20 protein-coding genes and 1 pseudogene are annotated in these 24,974 nt (G+C 72.8%); 2 read left to right on the forward strand and 19 right to left on the reverse strand.

Going from position 1 to position 24,974, the window contains the following annotated elements; all coding sequences use genetic code 11:
- Positions 1-37 precede the first annotated feature (37 nt).
- Both ACFXDJ_RS19565 and ACFXDJ_RS19570 read left to right on the forward strand, forming a co-directional pair.
- The gene (locus ACFXDJ_RS19565) at positions 38-232 is read left to right on the forward strand and encodes a hypothetical protein (protein ID WP_384650745.1); all 195 of its coding nucleotides are present in this window, start codon (positions 38-40) and stop codon (positions 230-232) included.
- 96 nt (positions 233-328) lie between these two features.
- Positions 329-1,096, forward strand: a pseudogene (locus ACFXDJ_RS19570) (alpha/beta hydrolase); the annotation flags it as partial.
- Positions 1,097-1,225: 129 nt separating this feature from the next.
- On the opposite strand, the gene ACFXDJ_RS19575 reads toward ACFXDJ_RS19570, so the two are convergent.
- The 19 genes from ACFXDJ_RS19575 to ACFXDJ_RS19665 all read right to left on the reverse strand — a co-directional run bounded on the left by ACFXDJ_RS19575 (position 1,226) and on the right by ACFXDJ_RS19665 (position 24,774).
- Entirely contained in the window at positions 1,226-2,419 is a 1,194-nt protein-coding gene (locus ACFXDJ_RS19575) for a winged helix DNA-binding domain-containing protein (protein ID WP_384849791.1), read from the reverse strand.
- 6 nt (positions 2,420-2,425) lie between these two features.
- A complete protein-coding gene (locus tag ACFXDJ_RS19580) occupies positions 2,426-3,415 on the reverse strand; it encodes an alpha/beta fold hydrolase (RefSeq protein ID WP_384650739.1) in 990 nt (329 codons plus the stop codon).
- Between the two features lie 239 nt (positions 3,416-3,654).
- Positions 3,655-4,818 carry a serine hydrolase domain-containing protein gene (locus ACFXDJ_RS19585; RefSeq protein WP_384650737.1) on the reverse strand — a complete coding sequence of 388 codons (1,164 nt, stop codon included), beginning with the start codon at positions 4,816-4,818 and terminating at the stop codon, positions 3,655-3,657.
- Between the two features lie 62 nt (positions 4,819-4,880).
- Entirely contained in the window at positions 4,881-5,984 is a 1,104-nt protein-coding gene (locus ACFXDJ_RS19590; RefSeq protein WP_384650735.1) for an alpha/beta hydrolase, read from the reverse strand.
- Positions 5,985-6,047: 63 nt separating this feature from the next.
- Positions 6,048-7,241, reverse strand: a complete 1,194-nt coding sequence (locus ACFXDJ_RS19595; RefSeq protein ID WP_384650733.1) for a DUF4185 domain-containing protein — start codon at positions 7,239-7,241, stop codon at positions 6,048-6,050.
- A 244-nt stretch (positions 7,242-7,485) separates the two neighbouring features.
- A complete protein-coding gene (locus ACFXDJ_RS19600; protein ID WP_384650731.1) occupies positions 7,486-8,940 on the reverse strand; it encodes a serine/threonine-protein kinase in 1,455 nt (484 codons plus the stop codon).
- 59 nt (positions 8,941-8,999) lie between these two features.
- Positions 9,000-9,788, reverse strand: coding sequence for a serine/threonine protein kinase (locus ACFXDJ_RS19605; protein ID WP_384650729.1), 789 nt, complete (start codon positions 9,786-9,788; stop codon positions 9,000-9,002).
- 177 nt (positions 9,789-9,965) lie between these two features.
- A complete protein-coding gene (locus ACFXDJ_RS19610) occupies positions 9,966-10,295 on the reverse strand; it encodes an SHOCT domain-containing protein (protein ID WP_384650727.1) in 330 nt (109 codons plus the stop codon).
- A 20-nt stretch (positions 10,296-10,315) separates the two neighbouring features.
- Positions 10,316-10,756: a DUF6325 family protein gene (locus ACFXDJ_RS19615; RefSeq protein ID WP_384650725.1), complete on the reverse strand. Its 441-nt coding sequence runs from the start codon at positions 10,754-10,756 to the stop codon at positions 10,316-10,318.
- Positions 10,757-10,836: 80 nt separating this feature from the next.
- Positions 10,837-11,640, reverse strand: a complete 804-nt coding sequence (locus tag ACFXDJ_RS19620) for a phosphate ABC transporter ATP-binding protein (protein WP_384650801.1) — start codon at positions 11,638-11,640, stop codon at positions 10,837-10,839.
- Positions 11,641-11,666: 26 nt separating this feature from the next.
- A complete protein-coding gene (locus ACFXDJ_RS19625) occupies positions 11,667-12,566 on the reverse strand; it encodes a sortase (protein WP_384650724.1) in 900 nt (299 codons plus the stop codon).
- 41 nt (positions 12,567-12,607) lie between these two features.
- A complete protein-coding gene (locus tag ACFXDJ_RS19630) occupies positions 12,608-14,656 on the reverse strand; it encodes a hypothetical protein (RefSeq protein ID WP_384849794.1) in 2,049 nt (682 codons plus the stop codon).
- 130 nt (positions 14,657-14,786) lie between these two features.
- Positions 14,787-16,361 (reverse strand): Ig-like domain repeat protein, encoded by a 1,575-nt coding sequence (locus ACFXDJ_RS19635; RefSeq protein ID WP_384663334.1) that lies wholly within the window; start codon positions 16,359-16,361, stop codon positions 14,787-14,789.
- A 63-nt stretch (positions 16,362-16,424) separates the two neighbouring features.
- The gene (locus ACFXDJ_RS19640) at positions 16,425-17,420 is read right to left on the reverse strand and encodes a hypothetical protein (RefSeq protein ID WP_384663336.1); all 996 of its coding nucleotides are present in this window, start codon (positions 17,418-17,420) and stop codon (positions 16,425-16,427) included.
- A gap of 102 nt (positions 17,421-17,522) precedes the next feature.
- On the reverse strand, positions 17,523-20,252 hold the full coding sequence (locus ACFXDJ_RS19645) for a hypothetical protein (protein ID WP_384663337.1): 2,730 nt from the start codon (positions 20,250-20,252) through the stop codon (positions 17,523-17,525).
- Positions 20,252-22,030 (reverse strand): phosphate ABC transporter substrate-binding protein PstS, encoded by a 1,779-nt coding sequence (gene pstS / locus ACFXDJ_RS19650; protein WP_384849797.1) that lies wholly within the window; start codon positions 22,028-22,030, stop codon positions 20,252-20,254. Before pstS ends, ACFXDJ_RS19645 begins: the two co-directional genes overlap by 1 nt.
- A gap of 70 nt (positions 22,031-22,100) precedes the next feature.
- Complete coding sequence (gene pstA / locus ACFXDJ_RS19655) at positions 22,101-23,372, reverse strand: phosphate ABC transporter permease PstA (RefSeq protein ID WP_384658282.1); 1,272 nt, start codon at positions 23,370-23,372, stop codon at positions 22,101-22,103.
- Entirely contained in the window at positions 23,369-24,391 is a 1,023-nt protein-coding gene (gene pstC / locus ACFXDJ_RS19660; RefSeq protein ID WP_384658279.1) for a phosphate ABC transporter permease subunit PstC, read from the reverse strand. The genes pstA and pstC overlap by 4 nt, the downstream gene beginning before the upstream one ends.
- On the reverse strand, positions 24,388-24,774 hold the full coding sequence (locus ACFXDJ_RS19665) for a hypothetical protein (protein ID WP_384658277.1): 387 nt from the start codon (positions 24,772-24,774) through the stop codon (positions 24,388-24,390). The genes pstC and ACFXDJ_RS19665 overlap by 4 nt, the downstream gene beginning before the upstream one ends.
- Positions 24,775-24,974: the final 200 nt, after the last annotated feature.

The following is a 24,974-nucleotide window of genomic DNA, read 5'->3' on the forward strand; positions in this document are numbered from 1 at the left end:
GGCATGTACTGCAGATCCCGATCAAAAGGAGTGGTTTGTGGCGGCCCTAACTCGCCGTGCCCCGACCGGTGAACGCCCGTCCGCCGCCGACGCCACCGCCGCCTTCTCGCTCGGCAGGACGGCTGCGCGGGCGAGGACCACCACTCCCGATCCGCTCGTCACGGCCGCGGCCGCGATGGGCTGGGCGTCGATGGCGTCCCGCCGTCCCGCGCCGACAACCGAGAAAGTGTGAACCGCCATGGCTTACCGCTACGACCAGGAGTTGGAGTCATGGGCCCGCCTGCTGCCACCGCTGGACTTCGCCGACCCCGCCGCGGCCCAGGAGCACATGCGGCAGGCGCAGTTCCGGCAGCCGCTGCACTCGGTGCCGGAAAACCTGTGGATCCGCGAATTCGCGGTGCCCGGACCTCAGGAGGCACCGCCCGTATCGATACGCGTGTACGAGCCCGCCCACCGCGCCGAGGCACAGCAGGTGCTGCCGGCCGTGCTCTACTTCCACGGCGGCGGGTTCGTCACGGGTGACCTCGAAACGGGCCACGACGAATGCGTGTGGACCGCCTCGGCCCTCGGCTGCGTGGTCGTCAACGTGAACTACCGGCTGGCCCCGCAGCACCCGTATCCGCACGCCGTCATGGACGCGCACGCCGCCCTGTACTGGACTTCGAGCCAGGCGGAGCTCCTCGGCATCGACGCCGACCGGATCGCGGTGGCCGGGGAGGACGCGGGTGCCGGCATCGCGGCGGCCCTGTGTCTGCTGACGCGCGACCGGTTCGGCGTCCGGCCGTGTTTCCAGCTGCTGGCCAACCCCTTGCTCGACGACCGGCTGGACACGGTCTCCGCCCACACGTACGTGGACACACCCGTGCGCGACCGTGCGCAGACGGCGTACAGCTGGTTCCACTACATGGGCAGCGACGCGGGCGGCCCCGACGTGTCCGCCTACGCCGCTCCGGCCCGGGCCGCCGACCTGCGCGGGCTCCCCCCGACCCACGTGTCGGTGTGCGAGTTCGACCCGGCCCGGGACGAAGGCATCGCCTACGCCCAGCGCCTGCTCCAGTCGGGGGTCGGAACCGAACTGCACCACTACCCCGGCACGTTCCACGGCTGCACGGCCATCCCCGGCACCGGGGTGACGCAGCGGATGCGCGAGGACCGCGTACACGCCCTGTGGCGCGCCCTGTTCGCCCCGGCGGTGCCCGATCCGGTTCGGGCACCGGCTCCCGCGCTAGGCCGAGAGGCTGCGTTCGAGTGGTGTGCGCATGCTGGGGCGGATGCGGACGTCGCCGAGGAAGGCGGCCGTACGTGCGGCCTCGGCGGTGACGGCCTCCCCGGCTTCGCGAGTCCGTGCGGCGGGTGCCAGGATCCGGGTCGCGATGTCGCCGTCGGGCCGCTGGGCCCAACCCCCGACGATGCGGCCGTTCCACCAGATGGTCGGGCCGATGTTGCCGTAGGCGTCGAAGAGTTCGGGTACGAGGGCGGGGTCGAGGTACCAGTCCCGGTGCCGCCAGCCCATGGGGGTGGGATCGAGCGCGGGCAGGAGGGCGGCCGCCGGTTCCGTCTCAGTTGACGGGGACCGGGACGGGGACGGGTCCAGGTGGTCGGGCAGGGCGTGGCCGGGGCCGTGGGAGAGGTCGACCTCGACGGCGCCGGTGCGGGCGATGGCCTTGCGGGTGTCGGTGAGGGTCCATCCGGTCCACCATTTGACGTCTTCGGTGCTGGCAGGCCCGAAAGCCCGCAGGTAGTGGGTGGCCAGCTCCACCCTGGCCTCGTCGGCGGGGAGTTCGGGGTGGGGTTCGGCCGTGGTCCAGCGGAACTGGGACGAGGCCCAGGTGCCCAGCGGCCGGCCGCGCCGGATGCGGCTCTCGGCGGCCATCACGCCCAGCAGGCGGCTGGTGATGCGGGGCGTGGCCCCGTAGGGCTTGCCCGGGGAGACGGTGATCTGGGTCTTCAGGGCGGGTACGGCCTCGGCGAGCTGGGCTGCGGTGGCCTCGCCGAATCCGGCCAGGGCGGTGAGCACGGCCTCTTCGGTGGCGGTCAGCCAGGCATCGCCATGACCGTGCTGGTCGCCCAGGACCTTGAGGAGGTTCTTCCGTTCGCGGGCCGCGACGGTCCGGGCCGTGGAGGCGTCGACCACGGGGGCGAGGTGGTGGGGGACGACGAACATGGTGCGGCGCATGCACAGCATCCGCACCAGGCTCCGCTCCTGGTACAGCGCCCGCTCCAGTCGCGCCGGGGTCGGTTCGGCCATGCGGGCCGCCACCGTCAGGTAGACGGTGGCGGGGTCCGTGGCGTGCAGGGCGACGAGCGCCTCGGCGACCTGCTCGGGCGTGTCCGCGCGGGCCGCCGGCGTCAGGAGGTGGGCGGCCGTGAGGCGGGCGCGCCGCTGCTCGTCGGTGATCTTCGGTCGGGGTCCGGTCATGGCGGTTCAGGCGTTCAGGGCGCCGAGCCATGCGACGAGGAGCTTGTTGACCTCGTCGGGGCGTTCCTGCTGGATCCAGTGGCCGGCACCGTCGAGGACGTGGGAGCCGTGCAGCGCGGGCATGGTGTGGGGGAAGGCGTCGATGGCCCGGCCCAGCATCCGCACGACGGCGTCCAGGGCACCGCCGATGAACAGGGAAGGCACGGTCAGCGGGGCGCCGTGGACCTCGGTGAGGTCTTCCCAGTCGCGGTCCATGTTGCGGTAGCGGTTGAGGCCGCCGGTCAGGCCGGTGCGCTCGAACTCGCCCACGTAGTGGTCCAGCACCTCGTCGGTGAGGAACTCGGGCCGGGCCGCGGGGAAGCGGTCGCGCATCGCGGTGCCGGGGGCGATGAACTGCGGCGGGGCCTGGTCGGGGCCGGGCTGGGTGTCTGCAGCGAGGGCGGCGAAGAACCCGGCCAGCCAGCCCCGTACGTCCGGCTCGATCTCGGACTCGGCCCGGCCGGGCTCCTGGAAGTAGGACATGTAGTGCTCGCCGAGCTCCGGCGGCGCCATGTGCGCGAGCATCTCGCTCGGCCGCGGGCCCCCCGCCGGGGCGAAGGGGACGGAGAGGAGCGCGGCCGCCCGGAACACCTCCGGGTGCAGGATCGCGGAGTTCGCGGCGACGGCCGATCCCCAGTCGTGCCCGACGACGATCGCGGACTTCTCGCCGAGCGCCTTGACGACGGCGAGGTTGTCGGCGACCAGTTCGGTCATCCGGTACGCGCCGATCTCGGCGGGCTTGGAGGAGCGGCCGTATCCGCGGACGTCGATGGCTACGGCACGGTAGCCCGCGTCGGCCAGGACCGGCAGCTGGTGGCGCCAGGAGTACCAGGACTCCGGAAAGCCGTGCAGCAGCAGCACCAACGGGCCGGAACCCTGCTCCACCAGGTGGATCCGGCCGGCCGGGCCCTCGACGGTGCGGTGGGTGAGCTCGCTGGTGGGGCGGTTCTTCGCCATGGGAATCTCTCCTGCGGGTCGTACGTGCGGGTCCGGACAGGCGGTCACAGGCGGTCAACGTCACCCTCGGGCGCCCCGCGCCAGGGTGCCATTCGGCGGACTCCAGATGAGGAATCCGACCTTCCGTCCGGCTTACGACTACGACAGTAGGCACCCTTGCGGACAGATACGGTCCGCAATGCGCCCCACCCTCACCGGCGGGCGCCGGCGAGGGTGGGGAGTGGGGGGTGGGAAGGGGTTTACGGCTTCTCGCAGAGGGCCGTTCCCAGGAGGTTGTACATCTGGGCGACCGGGGGGTTGGTCGCGAGGTAGGCGTTGCTGACCACGGAGGCGTGGCGCCCGTCCGCGGTGACCAGTGTTTCCGAGTGGAAGCCCGGGACCCCTCCGTCGTGTCCCCAAGCCACGCCGCCGCAGGGCAGGTCGTAGCGGGCGACGCCGAGGCCGTAGGCGAGCAGGGAGCCGGCGCCGCCGACCGGGACGGTCTTCTCCATCTCGGCCAGGGTGGCCGGCGAGACGATCCGGCCGGCGATCAGTGCCTGGAAGAAGGACGTGACGTCGGCCTCAGTCGAGATCATCGCCCCGGCACTGCTGAACACGGACGGGTCGTAGCTGATCACATCGACCCAGAAGAAGAACGGGCCGATCCGGGTGCCGTTGTACCCGTGCACGGCCGGACCGGGCACCGAGCGGTCGCCCGGGGCCGGGAAGCTGGTCCGGGTCAGTCCGAGGGGCTCGATGATCGCGCTCTGGATGGCCTTGCCCACCGGCATGCCGGTGGTCTTCTCGATGAGCATGCCGAGGATCAGGTAGTTCGTGTTGGTGTAGAGCATGGTGGTGCCGGGCGCGGAGGCAGGGGCGCGCTTGAGCCCCTCCCGTACCAGGGCGTCGAGCGCGTACGAGCCGTCGGGGTTGGCGGGGGGCGCCGCGAGCAGCGGTTCGTACTGCGCGATGCCGCTGGTGTGCTGGAGCAGCTGCCGCACGGTGATGGTGTTGCCGTCGTACCCGTTGCCGTCGACCACACCCGGCAGGTACCGCTCGATCGGGGCGTCGAGCGCGATCAGGCCCTTGTCCACGAGCTGGAGTACCGCGGCCGCGGTGAAGCTCTTGGTCTGGCTGCCGATGCGGTAGCGGTCGGTCGACTGGATGGGCGTGTTCGTGTTGATCACGGCCGTGCCGGTGGACAGGGTCCAGGAGTTCGCACTGTCACCGGCGAGGATGCCCGCGCCCGGTCCCGCGGCCGCCTGGAACGACTTCAGCGCGGCCAGGCTCCCGGCGTGGTCGCCGGCCGTGGCGGCCTGGGCCGGAGCCGGGGCGGCGAGTGCCAGGAGGACTGCGGACAACGCACCGGCAACGGCCGACAGTTTCGTCTTGCTCGGCTTCGGCTTGCTCGACTTCATGGTCATACCTGCCTCTTCGGGTGAACGGAGAACGGGCGGTGGGGCGGGGGCCGTGAGGCGGGGGGGTGTCAGCCCGCCGTGGCGAACGCGGCTGCGAGACGCGGGACGTAGTCCGCGAACGCGGGGGCCCAGCAGCCGTAGTTGTGGGCGCCGTCGCAGGTGGGGGACAGCGTCGATCCGTTGCCGTAGTCGACGAAGCGGGTGGGGATGCCGAGCCCGCCCAGCCGGGCGTTCACGGTCTTGGCCGCGGCCTCGGTGTAGACGTCGATGGGGCCCTGGTTGCCGGTGTAGAGCGTGATCCCGGTGCCGGCGAGCCTGGCGAGGTTGCCCGTGGCGGCGGGGTTGACCTCGTTCCACACGTGGTCCGCGTTGAAGACCGGGTAGGGGCTGCCGAAGATCGCGTCGCTGTCGACGTAGGCGCCGTAGCCCGTGCACTGGCCGGTCCCGGAGGTGCTGACCGCGCACCACGCGCCCGTGAGGTTGAGTTCGGTGGCCAGCACCGCGCCGCGGATCTCCGCCATGCCGAAGTCGATGCCGCCGGACAGCGAGGCGACCTGGCCGAACAGGTCGGGGCGGGCTTCGGCGTAGTGCAGGGCTCCGTAGCCGCCCATCGACAGTCCAACGACGGCCCGGTGGGCGCGGTCGGGGACGGTGCGCAGGTTGGCGTCGATGAAGGGGACCACCTGCTGGAGGTGGAAGGTCTCCCAGTTCGCCGCGCCGAACGCGGTGTTCTGCATGCGCCAGTTGGCGAACCAGCCCTTGAGGCCGGCGTCCGGCACCACGGTGATCATCGAGTCGGAGTGCAGGGCGGGGGCGGCAGCGGCGTCGTCCACCGTGCCGCCGCCCCCGTGCAGGAAGTAGGCCACCGGCCACCGCTTGCCGGGGTCGGCCGCGTAGCCGCTGGGCAGGAAGACGCGGATCTTGTGCCGCCCGGAGAGCTGCGGGGTGGTCACGGTGATCGTGAAGTCGGTGGCGGACCTCACTTCGGTGGCGTCGGCCACCCGGGTCAGGCCGTAGCCGTCGGTGAAGACCGGGATCGCCGGGGCGTCGGCGTGGGCGGCCGGGCCGGCGAGGGCGGTGAGCGCGAGGGTCACCGCCGTCGTGGCGGCGACGCCGAGCGCGCGGGCGCGGGCGGCGGCGCGGACGCGTATGCCGGACAGGGGGGATGTCAAGGCGGTCTCTCTCTGTCGGGGTTGATGTGGCCTACGGGGCTACGGGGCTACGGGCTTTCGGTCCTACGGGTTGATTCCGTCGTACTGGAGCACCCGGTAGGGCGCCTGTCCGAGCTGCCCGTTCCACTGCGACACCATGAGGGTCAGGGAGGTGGCGCTCGCGCTGCCGGGGTGGATGTATCCGCCGTAGAGGAAGGGAACCTGCGGCTTGCCCCAATGGCTCGCCGGCCAGGTGTTGTTGCCGGCGACCTGGATCTTGGGCGCCGACCACACGGCATCGGGCCGGGACGCGGTGCGCGTGCAGATCGCGTACTCGTCCACGTCGAAGTAGCTCATGCAGTAGCGGTTGCCGATGCGCTTGACGGAGAACTCACCGATCCTGTTCCCGGACAGGATGACCGTCGGTCCGACCTCGTTGGTCCACTGCCAGGCGTCCCTCAGATAGGCCCAGTTCTGCTGGGCGCCGAAGTTTCCGGCGCGGAAGTCGTCGGGCCGGATGCGGAACAGCTGGATCGCCCCGCCGTCCGCCGTGTTCTTGTGCGTGCCGTTCCAGCGCTTGGAGAAGATGTACAGCCAGCCGTCGGGGTCGATGCCCGCGAACGACCACATGCCGTACAGGCTCTGGTTGCCGCCCGTGCGGTCACCGGGCCAGTGGTACGGGTAGTCCTGCCAGGTCACGCCGTGGTCGTCGGAGTAGGCCACCCCCGACATCAGCGAGCCGTCCCAGCCCGCGGGCGGGTTCCAGGTGAACACGGAGGTGTACTGGATGTAGGTGCGGCCCCCGAATTCGATGCAGTCGTTGGGGATGCGGGTGACCTCGGTGTCCCCGTACCCGTTGTCCGCGTCGCGCGTGTAGTTGAACAGCTGGCGGGCCTGGCCGCCGCTGGGCATGGCCCAGGTGAAGGAGATCGGGGTCCCGCCGGAGGCGTCGAACCGCGCCTGGTTCAGCATCACCGGGGAGCCGATCATGGTGCCGGACTGCCCGGGGCCGGCCCAGGTGTCGCCGAAGACGTAGCCCCAGCTCCCGTCGTGCTCCCGGTAGTAGGGGATGCACAGGTCGCTGGAGCCCAGCCCCTGGCGGCTCGCCGAGTCTCCGGGCTGTTCGCACAAGGGGGTACCGCGCTGGGCGGCGGCGGCCGGGGTGGCCCCGAGCACGGTGGCTCCGAGTGCGGTGGCCCCGACGGCCAGTCCCGCGCCGGTCCTGAGGACCGACCGGCGGGACATCTCGGGGGGCTCCGGCTGCGATGAGAGGGGCATGGTGGTCTGTTCCTCCAGGAACCGTGGGTGTGGGGCGACGGGGCGGGGCGGAGCCGCGAAGAGTGCGCTGCCGGGGCCTGCCATCAGGCCAACCGGGCCGGCCGGCCGTGGGTAACGGCCCCTCCCCCTCAGGGGGACATGGCGGTGCGGGCGCGGTCGGCGCTCCACCGCCGGTCAACCTAGGCGGGCGGCGGCGGGCCGGACACCCGGAACGATCCGGGGTGACGGCGGCGGCCCGCCCCGCCTACGGTCGGGAGGAGGGGCGCGGGCACGCGGGGAGCGCGGGCCGGTCCTTGGTGCGTACGGCGGGCAGCCAGGCGGTGGTCCGCGGGGAACCGGCCGGGAGGTGGACGCGGAACCAGTCGGCGGACACGGTGTCCGTCTCGTCGATGATGGGTGTCCCGTCGCTCAACAGGCAGTCGGCGTCCAGGACATCGCCGTTCCACACCCGTGTGGGTACGACGTTCTCGACGGTGTAGGCGCGCATGGGGTCGATCGCCAGGCCCAGGCTGCACTGCGCGGCGCGGTCCGGGTGCTGCCTGCACGTCGCGTCGGCGTTGAACACCTGGATCCGGCCGGCGGGAGCGGCCGGTCCGCCCGCGGAGGCGGCCGCGCCGTCGCCCACGGCGAACGACCAGAGCGCCGCCGTCGTCACGCACACCTTGAGGAGCGCGACGGCCGTGCGGTCCCGCCGAGTCCTATGTGCGTTACGGGCGCTACGGGTGCTACGGGCGTTACGGGCTCCACCTCGGCGGTGGTCCTCCGGACGCGCGGCCCCCGGATCCGTGCTCCGCAAGGCGGTGATGCGCGCCAGCAGGCTCTCGGCGGTGTGCCGGGCGCGGGCGGCGTGGGTCGGGGCCAGACAGTCGGTGACCAGCGCACGCCAGAAGGGCGGCAGCTCGTGGCGCAGCCGCAACCGGGCGCGACCCTCGGCGTATTCCTGCGCCGCGGCGCCGCGCGAGACCGGGGTGGCACCGGGGAACGGCGGGGCCCCGGACGCGAACGCCTCGTGGATCATGACGCCCAGCGCCCAGATGTCCACGCTCGGCCGGATCTGGACCCCCCGCTCGCCGAGCGGGGCCTTCCAGCGCTCCGGCGGCAGGTAGTCCACGGTCCCCATGGGCGGGGCGTAGCCATGGGTGCCCTGGGTGCCGGTCAGTTCCGTGGCGAGCCCGAAGTCCGAGAGCCTGACCGACCCGTCCGCCATGATCAGGACGTTCTCCGGTTTGAGGTCGCCGTGCACCCAGCCGCTGCCGTGGAGATGGGCCAGCCCCTCGCAGATGCCGACGATCAGCCGGGCGGCTTCTCCCTCGGTCACCCCGGTGTCCAGCAGGTCCCTCAGACTGCACCGGGCCCGCTCCATGACCAGCACGATCGCGCCGTCCAGGCTCGGCCGGTCCGGGTCGCTGAGCACCAGGGAGTCCAGGAGCCGGATCAGCCTCGGATGCCGGGCCCGGCGGCCGAGTTCGACCTCGCGCCGGGCGGATTCCGCGACCTTGCGGGCCTGGCGCGGGGCGAGTCCGGCGGTCTGCAGGAACTTCAGCGCGACCTCCTCGCCGTCGTCCACGGCGCGCGCGGAATGGACGGTCGACCAACCCCCGGCCCCGATCAGTTCGCCGACCTCCCACCGGCCCACGCGGTAGCCGCGCGGGGGCGGTTCCGTACGGTCGCTTCCCGAAACCCCGGCCGAGCCGTGCATGCTCTCCCCCTCGCGCGTTACGTTTTGCCCCGCGGCCCCGCCACCCAGCCGCCCCGCCGCTAGCGGATGCCCGCCGCCGCCCGGGGTGGCAGCAGACCGAGGTGCTCCTCGCGCACGAGGCCGAACCGCAGCGCGATGCCGACGACCGTCTCCCTCTTGCCGTTGCGGCGGGCACCCCGGCCGGGCTCGCTCTCGTCCGGTCCGCGGAGCCGCATCTTCTCCTCGGCCAGGTAGTCGATGTGCGAGCTGACCGCCCGGCTGGTGAGCCCGGCGCCCGCGGCCAGGCCCTTCAGCCGTTCGACGACCTGCGGGGTGGTCGGCACCGCCAGCGGGGATTCGTCGCGCAGCCGTGGCTCGCAGAGCGCGACCAGGACGAGGAAGTACATGGCCGTCTCGTCCAGCGAGTACGCCGTGACGGTACGGCTCCCCCAGCCGGCGCCCATGCTGTCCGGATCCAGGTAGACGTGGTCCGGGGCGAAGACCTGGAAGGCGACGGTGGTGCCGCTTCGCGTGGGCAGCACGACGCGGGAGAACTCGAAGGGAATGGGCGCTCCGGCCCGCCGCGGCGGAACCCTCAGGTACTCCCCGGCTCCCTCGGGGTTCTCCACCAGGTAGCTCTGGGTCGTGCTGTGGTTGCTGAGCTGCCAGTGGTCGTCGGCCACCCGGATCTCCCCGGCCAGCCGGGAGATCGCCGGATCGTCGAGGCGGAGCTCGACCGGAGTCCTCGCGGAGCCCCGCCCGAACCGCGCCGCCTCGCCGGGGCCGAGCCGCAGGGTCACGGCATCGGCGCACCCCGGCGCGCCGGTGTCGCCGCTGCCCCGCGGCACGTGAATCACTATCCCGCTCATCGCCCCACCGCCCGCTCGGCCAGACCGCGCACGACCCGGATGCGCCTGCCGCACGCGGACGCGTTCCCTGGTGATCGTCGTGCATTCGAAGAATGGAGGGGGATGCCGTCAAGGTCCATGACGTTTTTCGTCATATGACGGTGGGAGGTTGTCCCGTAAGAGATCCTCGGATCGCGGTCAGGAGGCCAGTACGCGGGCCTTCTCCGCGGTGAACTCCTCCTCGGTCAGCAGCCCCTGCGCCTTCAGCTCGGCCAGCGCGGTGAGCTGGCCGACCCGGTCGACCACGGGTGCCCGGGCGGGGGCCGGCTGGGGCCGGCTCGCCGCCAGCTGCGCGGCCGCCTGGGCCGCGGCCTGGTCCACGGCGGCCTGCTGCTGGGCCTCGGCGGCCAGCTGCTGCTGGGCGCCGCGGTCGGCGGCATTGCGCTGCATCCTGCCGGAGACCGCGGTGGCGGTACCCGCCACGACGGCCGTGCGGGCCATCGCGCCGAGCAGTCCCGGTCGTCCCATACGTCGACGCATGACGCCCCCTACTTCTCGTCCAGTGCGGCGATGGCGCGCACGACATCGGCCCGGGGTACCCGCTCCATGAAAAGCAGCCGCCCGTTCGAATCCCTGAGGGCGGCGGTCAGCCGGGCCGCCCAGGTGTTCTCCCAGACCACGACCAGGGCCGAGGATTCCGGCGGGAGGTCCTGGGCGACGGCCTCCAGGTCCCTGTCGCTCAGCAGGTCGAACTCGTCGCCCGTGACCCGGTGGAACACCTCGGCGACGTCGGAGTCGGCGAGCTCGACGACGGAGACGGAACCGTCCCGTTCCTTGCGGACGAAGGTCAGGTCCAGGATCCGCACCGTTCCACTGTCCTGCAGCTGCCGGAGCGCGGGGGCCACCTCGCCGTTGAAGCGGTTCCCTTCGAACGCCACCACGGCGACGTCCACGGGGCCGACCGTCTCGGTCAGAAGGCCAGTGGGCATGAGTGAGCCACCCTTCGCTGAAAACTGACAAATCACCTTAACGAAGGATATGCACTCGAAGGGAAACCGCATCTCGCCCGTCAGCCGAAGCGGCCCTGGACGTAGTCCGAGGTGCGGGGGTCGGCGGGGGTAGAGAACATGGCCCGCGTGGGCCCGTACTCCACGATCCGGCCCGGTGTCCCCTGCTCCGCGAGGAAGAAGGCGCACTGGTCGGAGACGCGCGCCGCCTGCTGCATGTTGTGCGTCACGATCACGATGGTGACCTCGTCGGCCAGTTCCCGAACGGTCTCCTCGATGCGGCGCGTGGAGGTGGGGTCCAGGGCCGAGCAGGGTTCGTCCATCAGGAGGATCCGCGGGCGGACCGCCAGGGAGCGGGCGATGCACAGGCGCTGCTGCTGGCCGCCGGAGAGGGCGCCGCCCGGCTGGCGGAGGCGGTCGCGGACCTCCTTCCACAGGCCGGCCTTGGTGAGGCACTCCTCCACCAGCGCGTCCTTCTCGGGCCCCGAGGCGCGCGTGCCCGTCAGCCTGAGGCCCGCGGTGACGTTGTCGTAGACGGACATCGCCGGGAAGGGGTTCGGCTTCTGGAAGACCATGCCGATCCGGCGGCGCGCGTCGGTGAGCCGGCGGCCGCGGGCGTACACGTCCTCGCCGTCGAGCAGGACCTCGCCCGCCAGTTCGGCGCCGGGGATCAGCTCGTGCATGCGGTTCAGGATCCGCAGGAAGGTGGACTTTCCGCAGCCCGAAGGGCCGATCAGGGCGGTGACCCGGCCGCCGGGCATCGTCAGGGAGACCCGGTCGAGCACCTTGCGGCCGCCGAACCACGCCGATACGTCCCGGGCGTCGAGGGTGGACGCCCCGGTGGCGGGGATCGTGGGGAGGGGCATCGTCTGCTGCGACATCACGGCCTCGTTCACAGGAGGTTGGGCAGGAGGAGGGCGGCCCGGTCGGCGACCGCCAGGCCAAGCGCGGCCAGCACCGGGAAGCCGACCAGCCAGGTGTGCCCGCGGCCCCAGCGGACCCGGGCCCAGGCCAGCGCCGCCGCGGCGAACAGCAGCGCCTGCGCCCACAGGACCAGCGGGAACCAGGCCGAGGTCTGGCTCCCGAGCGGCGCTTCGTCCGCGGCCAGCCGCCCCGGGGCGCGGCCGCCGGACTGCTGGACGGGGGTGGTGAGTTCGGCGTCGACCTGGACCACGCCGTCGGGCATGTACGGGGTCCCGGACGCGGTCATGAGCGTGAGCCGGCCCGCGTCGGCGGCGGGTCGCGAGGGCTGCGGGTCACCCGCGCGGCGGACGCCGAGCACCTTGTACGTGTGCTCGCCCTGGCCCGTGACCACGAGGAAGGTCTCCCCGCGCTCCAGGTCCGCGATGTGGGCGAACGGGCCGCCGTAGCCCGCCTGTCGGCCCATCAGGATGCTGGTCCCGGCCTGACCGGGCAGCACCGTGTCCCGGCGGTGCCCGGGCCCGGAGGCCAGCACCTCGGAGGTGGTCGCCTCGCGGACGACCTCGCGCAGGCCGATCTGCGGGATCTCCAGCAGCGCGACGGGTCTGCCGGGGGTCGTCGGGCCCAGCGGCGCGGTGGCGTTGGCGAGTTGGTCGCGCAGCTGCGCGTACCCCACCCGGCGGTCCCGCTCGTGGCGGAGGTGGCCGAGCGGACCGACCTCGGCGACGAAGCCGAGGAGGAGGGCGCCCAGGATGGCCAGGGCCGCGCCGGTGGCCCACAGGCCGGGTGGGCCCGGACGCCCCGCCGGGGCCTTTGCGGCTCCGGCGGGGTCGGGGCGCACGTCCACCGGCGGGGTGGAGGTGGCTGTCATCGTGTCTTCTTTCGGATGCCGCGGTGTGGGCCGGTCGCGGGTCAGTTGCCCGAGAAGGTCAGCAGGCCGCGGCGGCGGGCCCACCAGACGGCTCCGGCGCCGGTCACGACGAGGCCGGCGGCGAGCAGCCCGACCGTGGCGGCATCGGTTCCGGTGCTGGCCAGGCCGCCTCCGGAGCCTCCGGCGGCACCGCCCGAGACCTTGGTGGAGACGCCCACGCCGTCACCGCCGGTGCTGCCCGAGGCCGAAGCCGAAGGGGAGACCGAGGTGGAGGGGGACGGGGAGGCCGAGGCGGAGGGGCTGGGGGAAGGCGACTGCGAGGGGGTCGGCGTCGGGCCGGACGTGGGGGTCGCGCTCGGGGTGGGCGTGGGGGTCGGCGTGGGGGTCGGGGTCGGGGTCGGCGTGGGGGTCGGGCTCGGCTGGGGCCCCGCCGGGTCCGTGGTCCGGTACGCCGTGTTGGAGGTGAACCACAGCGAGCCCTTGAAGTCCCCGTAGGTGTCGGAGCCGAACGCCTTGCGGCACACCACGGTCAGGTCGTAGCGGCCCTCCAGCGTGCTGAAGCCGGCCTCGTTCGCGTAGTCCCGCATCGTCATCGTCAGCGGGACGGTGATGCCGCCCGACGGCGCCTGCCCGTAGGTGGTGATGGGCGAGTTGCCCACCACGTTCTTCCCCTCGGCCGGGAAGCCCTTGCCAACCACCTTGACCAGGATGTTCGTGGCGGGCGCCGGGCAGGCCGCCGATGTGGTCAGGTCGATGCTGCTGGTGTCCGCGCCGGTGGCCGGGTTGATCGCCGCCGAGCCGGCCGGGGCCGCCTGGGCGGCCGTGGGCAGGATCAGGGCCAGGCCCGCGAGGGCGGCGGCCGCCGCGGTCGCGGCGCCGGCCGCGGATCGCCGGCTGAGGCGTGTGAACTGCACGATGGGCTCCTTCTTGGCGTTCTGACTGTCGTTCTGACTGTCGTTCTGGCGGTCGTTCGCATCTGAGGTGTCGCGCCGGCGGGCCTGCGCGGTGGCCGCGGCCCGGGCCGGGCGCCTGCGGCGCCGGGCCCACAGCCCGCCCCCGGTGATCACGAGGACCATCGCGAGCAGCGTCCACGGAACCGTCCACAGCGACACCGATCGGGTCAGGGACGGAAGTCGGGGGTCCACGCCGTCGCGGACAGCGACCGGCTGGACGGAGACGACGGCGGAGGAGCGCAGCACCGGGGGGACCCCGTCGGCCTTGGCGGTGATCGTCAGCGAGGTGCCGGGCAGCAGCTCGCCGAGGTCCTTGAGGCCGCCCGCGGTGACGGAGGTGCCGAGCAGGCTGTTGACCCGTACGGCCTGCCGGGCGCCGAGCCGGACGTTGCCGGTGTTGCGCAGGGTGTACGTGACGGTCGCCGATCCCGTGCCGAAGGGGTTGGCGGTGCCCTCGTAGGAGGCGCTGACGCCCGTGACGTCGAGGCGCGGGGTCAGGGTTCCGGCGGCCCGGATGTAGACGCGGGAGCCGACCCGCTGGTCGAGCCTGACCTTGTTGCCCTGGGCGTCCTGGCCGCCGCCGGCCAGGGAGGCGACGATGCCGGCGGTGTGGTCGCCGGGGGTGACCTCGCGGGGGACGCTGACGGTGAACGGGACGATGACCTTGCCCTTGGGGGGCACGATGACCTTGTCCTTCTCCAGCTTGATCCAGCTGCCCGCGTCCTTCGGGGCCCGTCCGGCCGGGAGGAGGTCGAACCCGCCGTCGACGGTGTTGACCGCGTCGCTCGCGTAGACGGCGAGGGTGAGCGGCGCGTCGCCGTAGTTCCAGACCGCGATCTGGTCGCGGAGCCCCGCACCGCCGGTCACCCCGTAGGAGAAGTGGGGTCGCGCGTCGGGCTCCTTCGGCCCGGACGGCTGCACCCCGAAGGTGGACTTCCGGTCCTCGGAGGGAGCCGACGGTGCGGCCTGCGCGGGCGGTACGAGGAGCAGCGCGAGGACGAGGGCGAGGAGCAGGGAGGCCACGGGCGCCACGGCGGGGCGGCGGCCGCGGCTGGGTCGTCTCTTTCGGATCTTGCCGGTCAGGTCCGAAAGAGACGGCCTGGGCCCGGGCCGGGCGGCAGGGGCGGTGGAGGTCATGGCTCGGGCGTCCGATCCGGAGGAGGGGCTGGGAGGCGGGGCAGCGGGGCTGCGGTCCGGGCGTCAGGGGCGGGTCGGAACGGACCGCCGGGCGAGCGCGGTCCGTTCCGGCCCGGGGCTCACGCCTGGATCAGATGGCGGTGAGGGTGAGGGTCGCGGAGTAGGTGCCGGCGACCGTGGAGGTCGGGACGTTCAGGGCGAGGTCGGCGCCGAAGTGGGCGGTGCCGAGGCCGGTGCCGTTGGCCAGCGTGCGGGCGGACTTGAGGCCCGCCGTGCCCGCGTCGCCGGTGGCCGCACCGTGCGCGGCGGTGACGACGGAACCGGCCGTCACGGTCTGCGCGGGCGCCTTGTCGACGAGCTTGGGGGCCCAGCCGAGGTTCTGGCCGTTGATGGCGTGCGTGGCGCCGTCGGAGAAGTCGGTGACCTGGCCGCTGACGGTCCAGCCGGGGTTGCCGGCGCGGGTGTCGGTGAGGGTGACCGGGTTGACGGCCCCGGCGGTGGTCAGCAGGTCCCCGTCACCGTTGAGCACCGGCGAGGGCAGCGTGACCTGCGGGTTGGCGACGCTGATCACCAGCGCGCCCGAGTTGACGGTGGTGGTGATCGTCTCGGAGGCCGAGACTCCGGTGAAGGCGCCCACCACGTACGGGACGGCGCCCGAGTCGGAGCCGGTGAAGGCGCCCGCGTCGGTGGGCACGAACACGGCGGTGAAGGAGTGGTTGCCCACCGGCAGGCTGCTGGTGGTGAGGGTGGCGCCGCCGCCGGCGGCCGGGACGGTACCCAGGGTGACGGTGGTTCCGCCGACGGTGTCGGTGAACTTCACCGCGCCCGCCGCGCCCGCGGGGGTGACCGTACCGGTCAGGGTCACCGGGCTGAACTGCGGCGCGGTGGCGGCCGGGGAGACGGCCAGGGCGGTGGTGGTCGGCTTCGCCGGGACGGCCGTGACCACGTAGGAGACGGCCGAGGAGGCCGAGCCGTTGTAAGAGGCGCTCGCCGGCGTGAAGACGGCGGTGAGGTTGTGCGTACCGGCGGTCAGGTTGCTGGTGGTGAGCGCCGCGCTGCCCGCGTTGACGGTGACCGCGGTACCGAGGTTGTTGGCGCCGTCCTTGAACTGGACGGTGCCGCCGGCGCCGCCCGGGGTGACGTTGGCGGTGAGGGTGACCGGGGTGCCCGCCTGGGCGGGACCGGCCGGGGTGACCGCGAGGGCGGTGGTGGTGTCCGTCTTCACCGCCGGGTCGGTGTTCTGGTACGTGGTGTTCGAGGTGAACCAGACCGCGCCGGTGTAGTCGCCGAGGCTGGTGCCGTTGAAGGCGGTCCGGCAGATGACCGTGAAGTCGTACTTGCCCTGCAGGGTGGTGAAGCCGGCCTGGCTGGCGTAGTCCCGCATGGTGGAGGTCAGCGGGATGACCATGCCGCCGTTGGAGGCGGTCGGGTAGGTCCCGATGGGCGAGTTGCCGACCACGTTCAGGCCGCCGGCCGGGAAGCCGGAACCCTCCACCTTGACCAGCACGTTGGTGGCGTTGGCCGGGCAGGCGCCCGAGGTGGTGAACGCGATGCCGGACGTGTCGGCGCCGGTCGCCGGGTTGATCTCGATGGTGCCGATGGGGGCGGCGTAGGCGGCGCTCGCGCCCGCGAGGCCGGCCGCGAAGGCGGTGGTCAGGGCGGCGACACCGAGGGCGAGGGTCCTCGACACTCTGTTCTTCAGCACGACAGTCTCCAGAATCAGCGGAAGCGTGGAGCAGCGGAAGCGTGAATCAGTGGCAGGCACGGGTCAGGGGGTCTGCTTGGTGGTGTCGCCGCAGTTCGGGCTGGCGGCGAAGCCGTAGGTGTTGATCACCGAGGTCTGCTTGCAGACCTCTGAGGTGGAGCCGACGAAGACGGTGCTCCACGGCGCGACGGCGACCTTGCTGGTCGGGATGACGTTGTAGACGTCGCGCTTCACGCCGAAGCCGTTGTTGAGGACGGTGGGCGCCGTGCCGTCGACCGTGCCGAGGATGGCGCGGCCGCGCAGGTCGGCGATGGTCTGGGAGGACTGCGCCTGGTACTGGGCGATGGAGAACGGCACGATCGCCTTGTCGTCGAGGACGCGGCCGTCGTGCTCCTGCACCGGGGTGGTGCCCTTCTTGTCCTTGACGCAGGGGTAGACGCCCGCGACGACATCGGCGTCGGTGATGCCCATCTGGGACTCCCAGAAGCTGCGGGTGCCCGAACCGGCCTGCGGCAGGTAGACGGTCATGTCGTAGTTCGGCCCGGCGCCCACGTAGTTCGGGTCGCAGTGGTAGATCGCCTTCAGGTCGGCCAGCGCCAGCTTGCGCGGGACCGCCGAACCGGGGGTGATGGCGTAGCTGACGCCGTCGACCGCGAAGGGCACGTACGTCAGGCCCGGGGCCGCGGCCGCCAGGTTCAGCGAGGAGGAACGGGCGAAGTCCAGGCAGCCGTTGGCGGCTTGGAGGGAGGTGAGCAGTGCGGAGCGGCCGGCGCCCGAACCGTTCGGCCGGGGGAGGGTGCAGTTCGGGTTGACCGCCGGGTCCTTGGTGGTGATGTTGGCGGAGCCGGTGGCGTCGTAGGAGCCGATGACCTTCTGGCCGTTGACCGTGATGGCCGCCGCCAGGCCGTTCATGACGTCCTGGGTGGTGTCGGAGCCGACACCGGCGAGCTGGCGGTACTGGGGCGGACCGGACGGATCGGCGGAGGCGAGGCCGGCGCCCGCGACGGAGGCCGCCAGAGCTGCTGCGGCAACACCGAGGACGATCTTCTTCTTGTTCATTTGGGATGACCCCTCAGCTAGGCTGCGCCCGGGGTGGTGCCCGGCGCGCTTGGGACGAAGTTCCGTTGGCGCGGATGGATTTCAGACGGTCGTCGCCGGGCATCACCTCCTTTCGTCGGGCGGGGCCCACACCGAATCCGGCTGGACCCAGTCCCTCGGGCCCGGCTTCTCGTCGACCCAGTGCGGTGGGAGCGGCAGGGACGCCGCGTCCGGTCCGCCCGCGCGGCCACGCATCCCCTGGAGCCAGGGCGCCGCCCTGGGCCACAGGCGGGGCAGCAGCGGTCCGGCGAAGGCGGCGAGCGCGCCGACGATCAGGCAGATCAGCAGGACGTCGCGGATCGCTCCGACCACCCAGCGCGGGGTGGTCCCCGCCGCCTCGGCGGCCGAGGCGCCGGGGGCACCCGAGCCACCGGGGCCGCCTGCCGTGGCCGCCGGTGAGGCCGAGGCGGTCGGGGTGGGCGAAGCGGCGCCGCCCGCCGTCGCGCCCACGGCGGCGGAGGTCCCCGTACCGGCCGCTCCGGCCGACGTAGCGCTCGAAGAGCCGGAGCCCGAGCCGGAGTTGGACGCGGAACCCGAACCCGAACCCGTCGCGGAACCGGATCCGCCCGCGCCGCCGGCCGCCGATCCCTGCTCCGCCGGCTTCTTGCCCGCCTCCGCGCTCACGCGCTGCGCCGCCGCCCGGGTCTGGGCGCGCAGGGCCTCGGGCAGCGGGGCGTACCCGTGCGGCAGGGTCCCGGCGGCCACCCCCGGGGTCTGGCCCTGGGCGGCCGCGTAGGACAGGAGGGCGCCGTAGTCCTTGCCCTCCGCCACGGTGAGGTCGGCGGGCACGGTCGCCGCGTACGTGAGGACCGTGAGCGGGTAGGCCGCCGGGTCCTCGGCCGCCGGATCGGGGGCGGAGACCCCGTCGGCGCCGGGCTTGCGCGCGTTCGCGGCGGCGATCAGAGCGGCAGGTTCGGGAGCCGTGAACTGCCCGCCCGCGTTGAGGAGTTCGGCGCTCACCAGCCCGTACCGCTCGGCGGTGGCGGTATCGGTGACGGCGAGGACGGCGCGCAGGCCGGCCGGCTGCGGCGGGTCCTTCTTGTACGCGGGCGGGGTGGCGTTGGGATCCCAGGAGGTACGGGCCAGGGCGTCTCCCCGGCTCGCGGCGCGCGCGGCGGCGTGCATGTCGGTGGCGTACGGGTGCTTGTCCTGGATGCAGAGCGGGAGGTTCGGCCGGTCGTCGAAGGGCTGGCAGTAGGGGTCGCTCTTGGGGAAGGTTTCGGAGGGCAGCCCCATCCCCTTGTAGTTCGGGTTCACGGCCATGCCTGCGTACGAAGCGTCCCCGTGCGCACCGGTGTTGTCGGGCACCCCGCTGAGGAACTCCCGCGCGGCCGGGTCCCGCGCGACCCAATCCCACAGCTGGCGGGTGGTGTCGGCGAGCGGCTGCGGGACGAGGGCGTCGCCGAGCTTGCCCCCGAAGTCGAGGCCCGCGTAGGCGGGGTTGTGGCGCAGGAACTCCGGGTCCCGGCCCAGGTTCTCCGGGTTTTTCGCGGTGCTGTCGGCGAAGCGGGAGTTGCCGTCCTTGTAGGACTCGGTGAGCAGTTTCGCCACCAGTCTCGGGGTCAGCCGCAGCGAGCCGAGCCGGGTGCCGTTGCGGGACTTGACCTCGTCGGGGGCCTGGAATCCGGCCTGGCTCTCGATGAAGAAGCCGATGGTGATGCCGGAGAGGGCCACGGGCGCGTAGACCGGTGTGCGGACGGGGTCGGGCGGGGCTGGCCGCCCCACGAAGACCAGGCCGGGCACACCGGAGAGCAGCTTGACCCGGGCGGTCGCGTCGGGGACCTGGGCGTAGCCGTAGACGGCCTTGCCGCCGGTCTGGCACAGGGCGGGCTGCCAGCGGGTGACGGCCTCGGCGGCCATCTCGCTGCCGAGGGTGCCGCGTTCCTCGGCGCCGATCGGGCAGTAGCTGCCGATGGGTTCGAAGCCGAGCGGCACGACGATGCGCTGCTTCCAGTTGGCCGGGCTGAGCGGGGAGGACTGGAGCTGGCCGCTGGACTGGCCGGTGTAGGGGCTCCCGTCGACCTCCTTGGTGCCGCGCGGCACGATCACCAGCCAGCAGCCGCGGCCGGTCACTGCGCCCCGCGCGTCGCGGACGGCGGTGCCGCAGCCGAGGCCGGGGGCCTCGACGGCGGTCTGGGTCTCGAAGTAGACCTCGCCGGAGCCGTGGGCGTTGGTCCGGGCGTACGGGACCTCGTTGGTGCTGTTGACGTCGAAGAACTCGTTCCAGTTGCCGGTGCTGACCGGGTCCCCGTTGACCGTGCGGAAGGGGGCGTAGGAGATCCCGCTCGGGGTGGCGGGCGGAAGCGGCTGGTGTTCCGAATCCTCCAGGTGCGCGCCGTAGTTGAGCTGGCGGCTGTTGGTGTAGGCCCCGGCGGCCTGGTTGCCCGCGCCGAGGGCGGAGGAGCCGCCGAACTGGCACTGGTCGGTCGAGGGGCCGGTGGGGGCGTCGCCCCAGCACTGCATGACCTGGAGGTAGTCGGCGTTGTACGCGCTGTCGGAGACGGTGGGCGCGCCGCCGGTCCAGGAGACCTTGACGACCTGGTCGACGAGGTTGCGGGTCTGGCTGACGGTCACCTTCAGGGCGGCGAAGTCCCCGGCCCCGGACACGGTGACCTCGGAGCCCTCCCCCGCGCCCGCGGCGTACGCGGCCTGCGCGCCGAGACCGAGGAGGCCGCCGAGGCCGCCAGGGCCGCCGGGTCCGGACGCGGCGACCACGGGGACCAGCAGCAGGCAGAGCGAGCCGAAGAGCATCCGCAGGGTGCGCGGCGGACCGCTTCGTGACGGCGTGCGCATCAGGAGCCGCCTCCCGCGCGCCCGCGCCGGTTCAGGTACCGGGTGACCAGGGGCGGAGTGACCGTGACGGCCAGCAGGATCAGGGCGGCGAGCAGCATCAGGACGGTCTGCATGACCCCGCCGATGCCGTTCGCGGTGGTGACGGGGATCCCGAACAGGTCTCCGGCGCCCGCCGCGAGGGGCCGGCCCGTCACCGGGTCGACTCCCCCGGTTCCCCCCTCTCCCCCGCCGGCCGCGCCGCCGGTTCCCGCGGCGGCGCCCGTGCCGCCGGTGGCGGCTGCCGAGCCGCTCGCCCCGGCCGGACCGGAGCCCGGTCCGGAGCCCCCGCCCGAACCGCCGCCGGAGCCGGAGCCGGTCGCGCCGCCGCCGGAGGCAGCGCCGCCCGTGCCCGTGGCGCCGCCGGCGGCGGACCCGCCCGAGGCGCTGCCGGTCTGGGTGGGGGTCTTGTTGCCGCCGGTGCCGGTCTCGCACTGGGTGGCGCCCTGCTTGTCGCATTCGGCGGGCTGCGGGGCGGTCACGGCGAGGGTGTTGGTGCCGTCGGAGGAGAAGGTGGGGTTCTTGCAGTTCTTGATGTCGATGTCGGCCACGCTCACTCCGGGGATGCGCCGGACCTGCTCCAGCCCGGCCTGGACGAGGTTGACGGGGAGCGGCGAGTAGCCGAGCCGGTCGACGGAGCGCTGTCCCTCGCAGAGGAAGTAGTAGGCGAAGGCGCCGAGCGCCTTGCCCTTCTGCGCGTTGAAGTTCGACTCCTGCGCGGTCGGGACGATCATGTAGCTGTAGCTGGAGAGCGGGTAGGTGCGGCGGTCGGTGCCCGCGTAGACGTCTTCCAGCTTCTGGGTGAGGTCGGAGTCGATCCTGGCCCTGGTGAGCGAGACCGCGACGTTCTGGGCGGTGGGCTCGGTGTAGTAGCCCGCCTCGTTGAGGATCTTGGCGACCGGGAAGCCCGTGGTGGAGACCGCGTAGGAGTACTCCACGTACGTGATGGTGCCGATGTTGCCTTCCTGGGCCACGTAGCCGGAGACTCCGTTGGAGCCGGACTGGCCCACGAAACCGCGGCCGTTGATGGTCGGGAAGTTGGAGGTCTGCCCGCAGGGGGTGGTGGTGCGGCCGGCCTTGGCGCAGTACGCGTCCCACAGGGACCCGTAGCGCGTGCTGAGCCACTTGGTCAGCTGGGCGGTGGTGCCCGAGCCGTCGGAGCGGACGACGGGGACGATCCTGCGGGCGGGCAGCGAGGCGGCGAGGGCCGGGTTGTCGGCCTTGATCGCCGGGTCGTTCCAGGTGGTGATCGTGCCGGTGAAGATCTTGGCGACGACCTCGCCGGAGAGGCGCAGGTTGGTGACCCGGCGGTTGCCGATCTTGAGGTTGTACATGAAGGCCGTACCGCCCGCGACGATGGGCATGTAGCTGTACTTCCGCGCGGGCGCGGGGTCCACGACCCCGGAGTCCTTGATCCCGTAGGGGATTTCGGAGACCGCGAAGTCGACGGTGCCGTTGCGGAACTGGTTGCGCCCGTCGGACGATCCCGTACCGCTGTAGTTGACCGTCATGCCGTACTGCTTGACGTTGGCCCGCCACTGGTCGAGGGCGTTCTGGCTCCAGGTGGAGCCCGCGCCGGAGACCGGCACGTAGCTCTCGGCGGCCGCGGGCGCGGCGCCCGGCAGGACGACGGTCAGGGCGGCCAGGAGCAGCGCCAGTCCGCGGACGATGAAGCGGACCCGCACGCGGGCGGGGCCGCCCGATGGAGGGCGAGCGGGGTATGCCGGGGGTCGTCCGGGCATCGGAAACTCTCCTGATCGGTAACAGATCGTACGAATGGACGCGGATCGGACCGCACGGAGCGGAGCGGGGCTACGCCCGGGGCGCAGGCACCGCCTCCCACTCCGGTGGCTCCGTCCCCCCGGCCCCCGCTCCGGCCGGGCCGGGCTCCTGTTCCCCGGCGCGGGCCGACATCCGCTCCACGTCCCGGGCCGAGGCGAGCACCCGGCGGTGCTGCTGCCCGCGGCTGAGGCGGCCCGGGGCCTTGCCGCCGATGACGCGGGCGATCACGAACAGCAGGAGCACCAGCGCCATCAGCAGGGCGGCGCAGCCGAAGCCGCGGGCGATCATGGCCTTCTCCGGGGAGACGACCAGGCTGAAGGTCGCCAGCGGCAGCGACAGCTGCGGCCCCTGGAAGGGGTCGAGGTTGAGCCCCGAGGAGATCCCGGAGGTGAGCAGCACCGGGGAGGTCTCGCCGATGCCGCGGGCGGTGCCGAGGATGACGGCGGTGGTCAGCCCGGACCGCGAGGTGGGCAGGACCACCGTCCACACCGTGCGCCACTGGCCGGCGCCGAGCGCGTAGGACGCCTCCTTCAGCGAGCCGGGCACCAGCCGGATCACCACGTCCGAGGCCCTGATGACGATCGGCAGCATCATCACGGACAGGGCGAGGGCGGCGGCGAAGCCGGACTTGTCGAAGTGGAGCAGCAGGATCCAGGCGGCGTAGACGAACAGGCCGGCCACGATGGAGGGCAGCGCGGTCATGGCTTCGACGATGGTCCGGACGAACCGCGCGTAGCGGCCCGGGACTTCGTTCAGGAACACCGCGCAGGCCAGGCCCAGCGGCACGGTCACCGCCAGCGCGATGCCGATCTGCTCCAGGGTGCCGACGATGGCGTGCATCGCCCCGCCCTGGGTGAGCGGGTCCAGCGGGCCGGTGGAGGACATGTCGTCGGTGAAGAAGTTGACGTGGGCCAGTGCTTCCCAGCCGCGCATCAGGACGTAGCCGACGACGAGCGCCAGGGCGGTCAGGAGCAGGGCGGCGATGCTGTGCACGAGGGCCTGCGCGAGGCGGGCCCGTACCGCGGCGCCGGATTCGTCGAGGGAGACGAGGACGGCGTAGAGGGCCATGAAGGCCAGGTAGAGGACGACGGTGAAGCCGAGGGGCGCGTCGAAGGGCAGCAGCCGGCCGAACAGAAGGGCGGTCACGGCGAGCGCCGCGGCGGCCGCGCCGGCCATGGCGAGGACGTCGCGGACGTGCAGGGTCGCGGTGTTGCGCCGGCGCTCGGGGGGCGCGCCGGCACCCTCGTCGACCACGGGCGGAAGCACGGTGGCGGCGGCCGGGGTGTGCGTGGTGACGGTCATGCGTCGGCCCCCGCTCCGGAGCGGCTGCGGGCGACGACCGAGGAGGCGATGAAGTTGACCACCAGGGTCATCAGGAAGAGCGTGAGTCCGGCCGCCATCAGGGCGGACATCCCGAGGGGGCTGGCGGAGCCGTAGCGCAGGGCGATCAGGGCGGACACGGAGACGGCGCCGTTCTGGAGGATGTGCGGCTGGATGTCGAAGACCGGGGAGATGATCAGGAAGACGGCGATGGTCTCCCCCAGCGCGCGGCCGAGCCCGAGCATGGTGCCGCCGATGATCCCGCCCCTGCCGAAGGGCAGGACGACGGAGCGGATGACGCCCCACTGGGTGGCGCCGAGCGCGAAGGCCCCCTCGCGTTCGCCGGGCGGCGCCTGGGCGAAGGCCTCGCGCATCACCGAGCAGGCGATCGGCGTGACCATCAGGGCGACGACCATGCCGGCGATGAAGGTGGAGGAGGTGTAGAAGGTGTTCGGGCTGAGCGGGTCGTGCGGGGCGTCGCCGTCGACGGCGAAGAGCGGGAACCAGCCCAGGTAGGTGGTGAGCCAGCGGGAAAGGCCGACCACGTGCGGCTGGAAGAAGAACAGCCCCCACAGGCCGTAGACCACGCTGGGCACCGCGGCCATCAGGTCGACGAGGCTGATCAGGGTCTGCTTGAGGCGGCGCGGGGCGTACTCGGTGATGTAGAGCGCCGTGCCCATCGCGAGCGGCAGCGCGAAGACGATCGCGACGGCGCCGATGAGCAGGGTGCCGGTCAGCACGGCCGCGACGCCGAAGTTGTGGGAGTCGGGCTCCCAGGCGGAGGTGGTGAGGAAGCCCCGTCCCGCGGTGGACAGGGCCGTCAGGGCCCGGGCGCCGAGGAAGATGCCGACCAGGGTCATGAGGAGCAGCACCGCGGCGCCCGCGGTACGGGCCGAGCCGCGGAAGACCCGGTCGGCCGGGTCCCCGCTCTTGGCGAGCGGGCGCGGGGTGATCCGCTCGTCCTCCGGTACGGCGGGCGGGATCACGGTGGTGGCGCTCATCTCGGGCCTCCCCCGCGCAGGGCCAGCCCCGGCACGTCACCGGCGCCCGGCAGGCGCAGGCCGCGCAGCCTCCGGGTGTAGGTGACCCCGGAGGCCACCTGCGCCTCGGCGGCGGCGGTCAGGAACAGCTGGCAGCTGTGGCGGCATTCGCGCTGGCGGCGGAAGGTGCGGGTGGCCACGGCGGCGCAGCCGCCGTCGAGGACGAGCTGCCAGGTCCAAGCGCCGGTGCCGCCGGTGCCGCCGCTGCTCGTGCCGGTGGACATCGTCACGAGCGGGGCGGCCTCTTCGATCCGCCCCTGGAGCCGTTCGACGGCCGCACAGCAGTCGGCGAAGGTGCCGTGCACGTACGGGCTGCGCCCGAGCTCGTGGTTGTTGGCACCCACCAGCCGCCAGGTAACGGCGTCGGGCTCTCCGCCCGATCCGCCCTGCCGCGCTCGGCGCGGTCCCCCCGCCGTCGGCGCAGGCACGCGACGTCTCTCGACGTCCACCCAGGACACGAAGAGAAAACGTGGCTGAGACACCGGACCCCCCTTCCCCACAAGCCATGGCCGGAAAACGACCAACCACCCATGGCCGCGGGCAT

Source organism: Streptomyces sp. NPDC059443, from assembly GCF_042750105.1.
GTDB lineage: Bacteria > Actinomycetota > Actinomycetes > Streptomycetales > Streptomycetaceae > Streptomyces.

Coding starts and splice junctions, on each gene's coding strand:
- ACFXDJ_RS19575 (WP_384849791.1), bottom strand. CDS start 2,419: ATGACCGGACCCCGACCGAAGATCACCGACGAGCAGCGGCGCGCCCGC.
- ACFXDJ_RS19580 (WP_384650739.1), bottom strand. CDS start 3,415: ATGGCGAAGAACCGCCCCACCAGCGAGCTCACCCACCGCACCGTCGAG.
- ACFXDJ_RS19585 (WP_384650737.1), bottom strand. CDS start 4,818: ATGACCATGAAGTCGAGCAAGCCGAAGCCGAGCAAGACGAAACTGTCG.
- ACFXDJ_RS19595 (WP_384650733.1), bottom strand. CDS start 7,241: ATGCCCCTCTCATCGCAGCCGGAGCCCCCCGAGATGTCCCGCCGGTCG.
- ACFXDJ_RS19600 (WP_384650731.1), bottom strand. CDS start 8,940: ATGCACGGCTCGGCCGGGGTTTCGGGAAGCGACCGTACGGAACCGCCC.
- ACFXDJ_RS19605 (WP_384650729.1), bottom strand. CDS start 9,788: ATGAGCGGGATAGTGATTCACGTGCCGCGGGGCAGCGGCGACACCGGC.
- ACFXDJ_RS19610 (WP_384650727.1), bottom strand. CDS start 10,295: ATGGGACGACCGGGACTGCTCGGCGCGATGGCCCGCACGGCCGTCGTG.
- ACFXDJ_RS19615 (WP_384650725.1), bottom strand. CDS start 10,756: ATGCCCACTGGCCTTCTGACCGAGACGGTCGGCCCCGTGGACGTCGCC.
- ACFXDJ_RS19620 (WP_384650801.1), bottom strand. CDS start 11,640: ATGCCCCTCCCCACGATCCCCGCCACCGGGGCGTCCACCCTCGACGCC.
- ACFXDJ_RS19625 (WP_384650724.1), bottom strand. CDS start 12,566: ATGACAGCCACCTCCACCCCGCCGGTGGACGTGCGCCCCGACCCCGCC.
- ACFXDJ_RS19630 (WP_384849794.1), bottom strand. CDS start 14,656: ATGACCTCCACCGCCCCTGCCGCCCGGCCCGGGCCCAGGCCGTCTCTT.
- ACFXDJ_RS19640 (WP_384663336.1), bottom strand. CDS start 17,420: ATGAACAAGAAGAAGATCGTCCTCGGTGTTGCCGCAGCAGCTCTGGCG.
- ACFXDJ_RS19645 (WP_384663337.1), bottom strand. CDS start 20,252: ATGCGCACGCCGTCACGAAGCGGTCCGCCGCGCACCCTGCGGATGCTC.
- pstS (WP_384849797.1), bottom strand. CDS start 22,030: ATGCCCGGACGACCCCCGGCATACCCCGCTCGCCCTCCATCGGGCGGC.
- pstA (WP_384658282.1), bottom strand. CDS start 23,372: ATGACCGTCACCACGCACACCCCGGCCGCCGCCACCGTGCTTCCGCCC.
- pstC (WP_384658279.1), bottom strand. CDS start 24,391: ATGAGCGCCACCACCGTGATCCCGCCCGCCGTACCGGAGGACGAGCGG.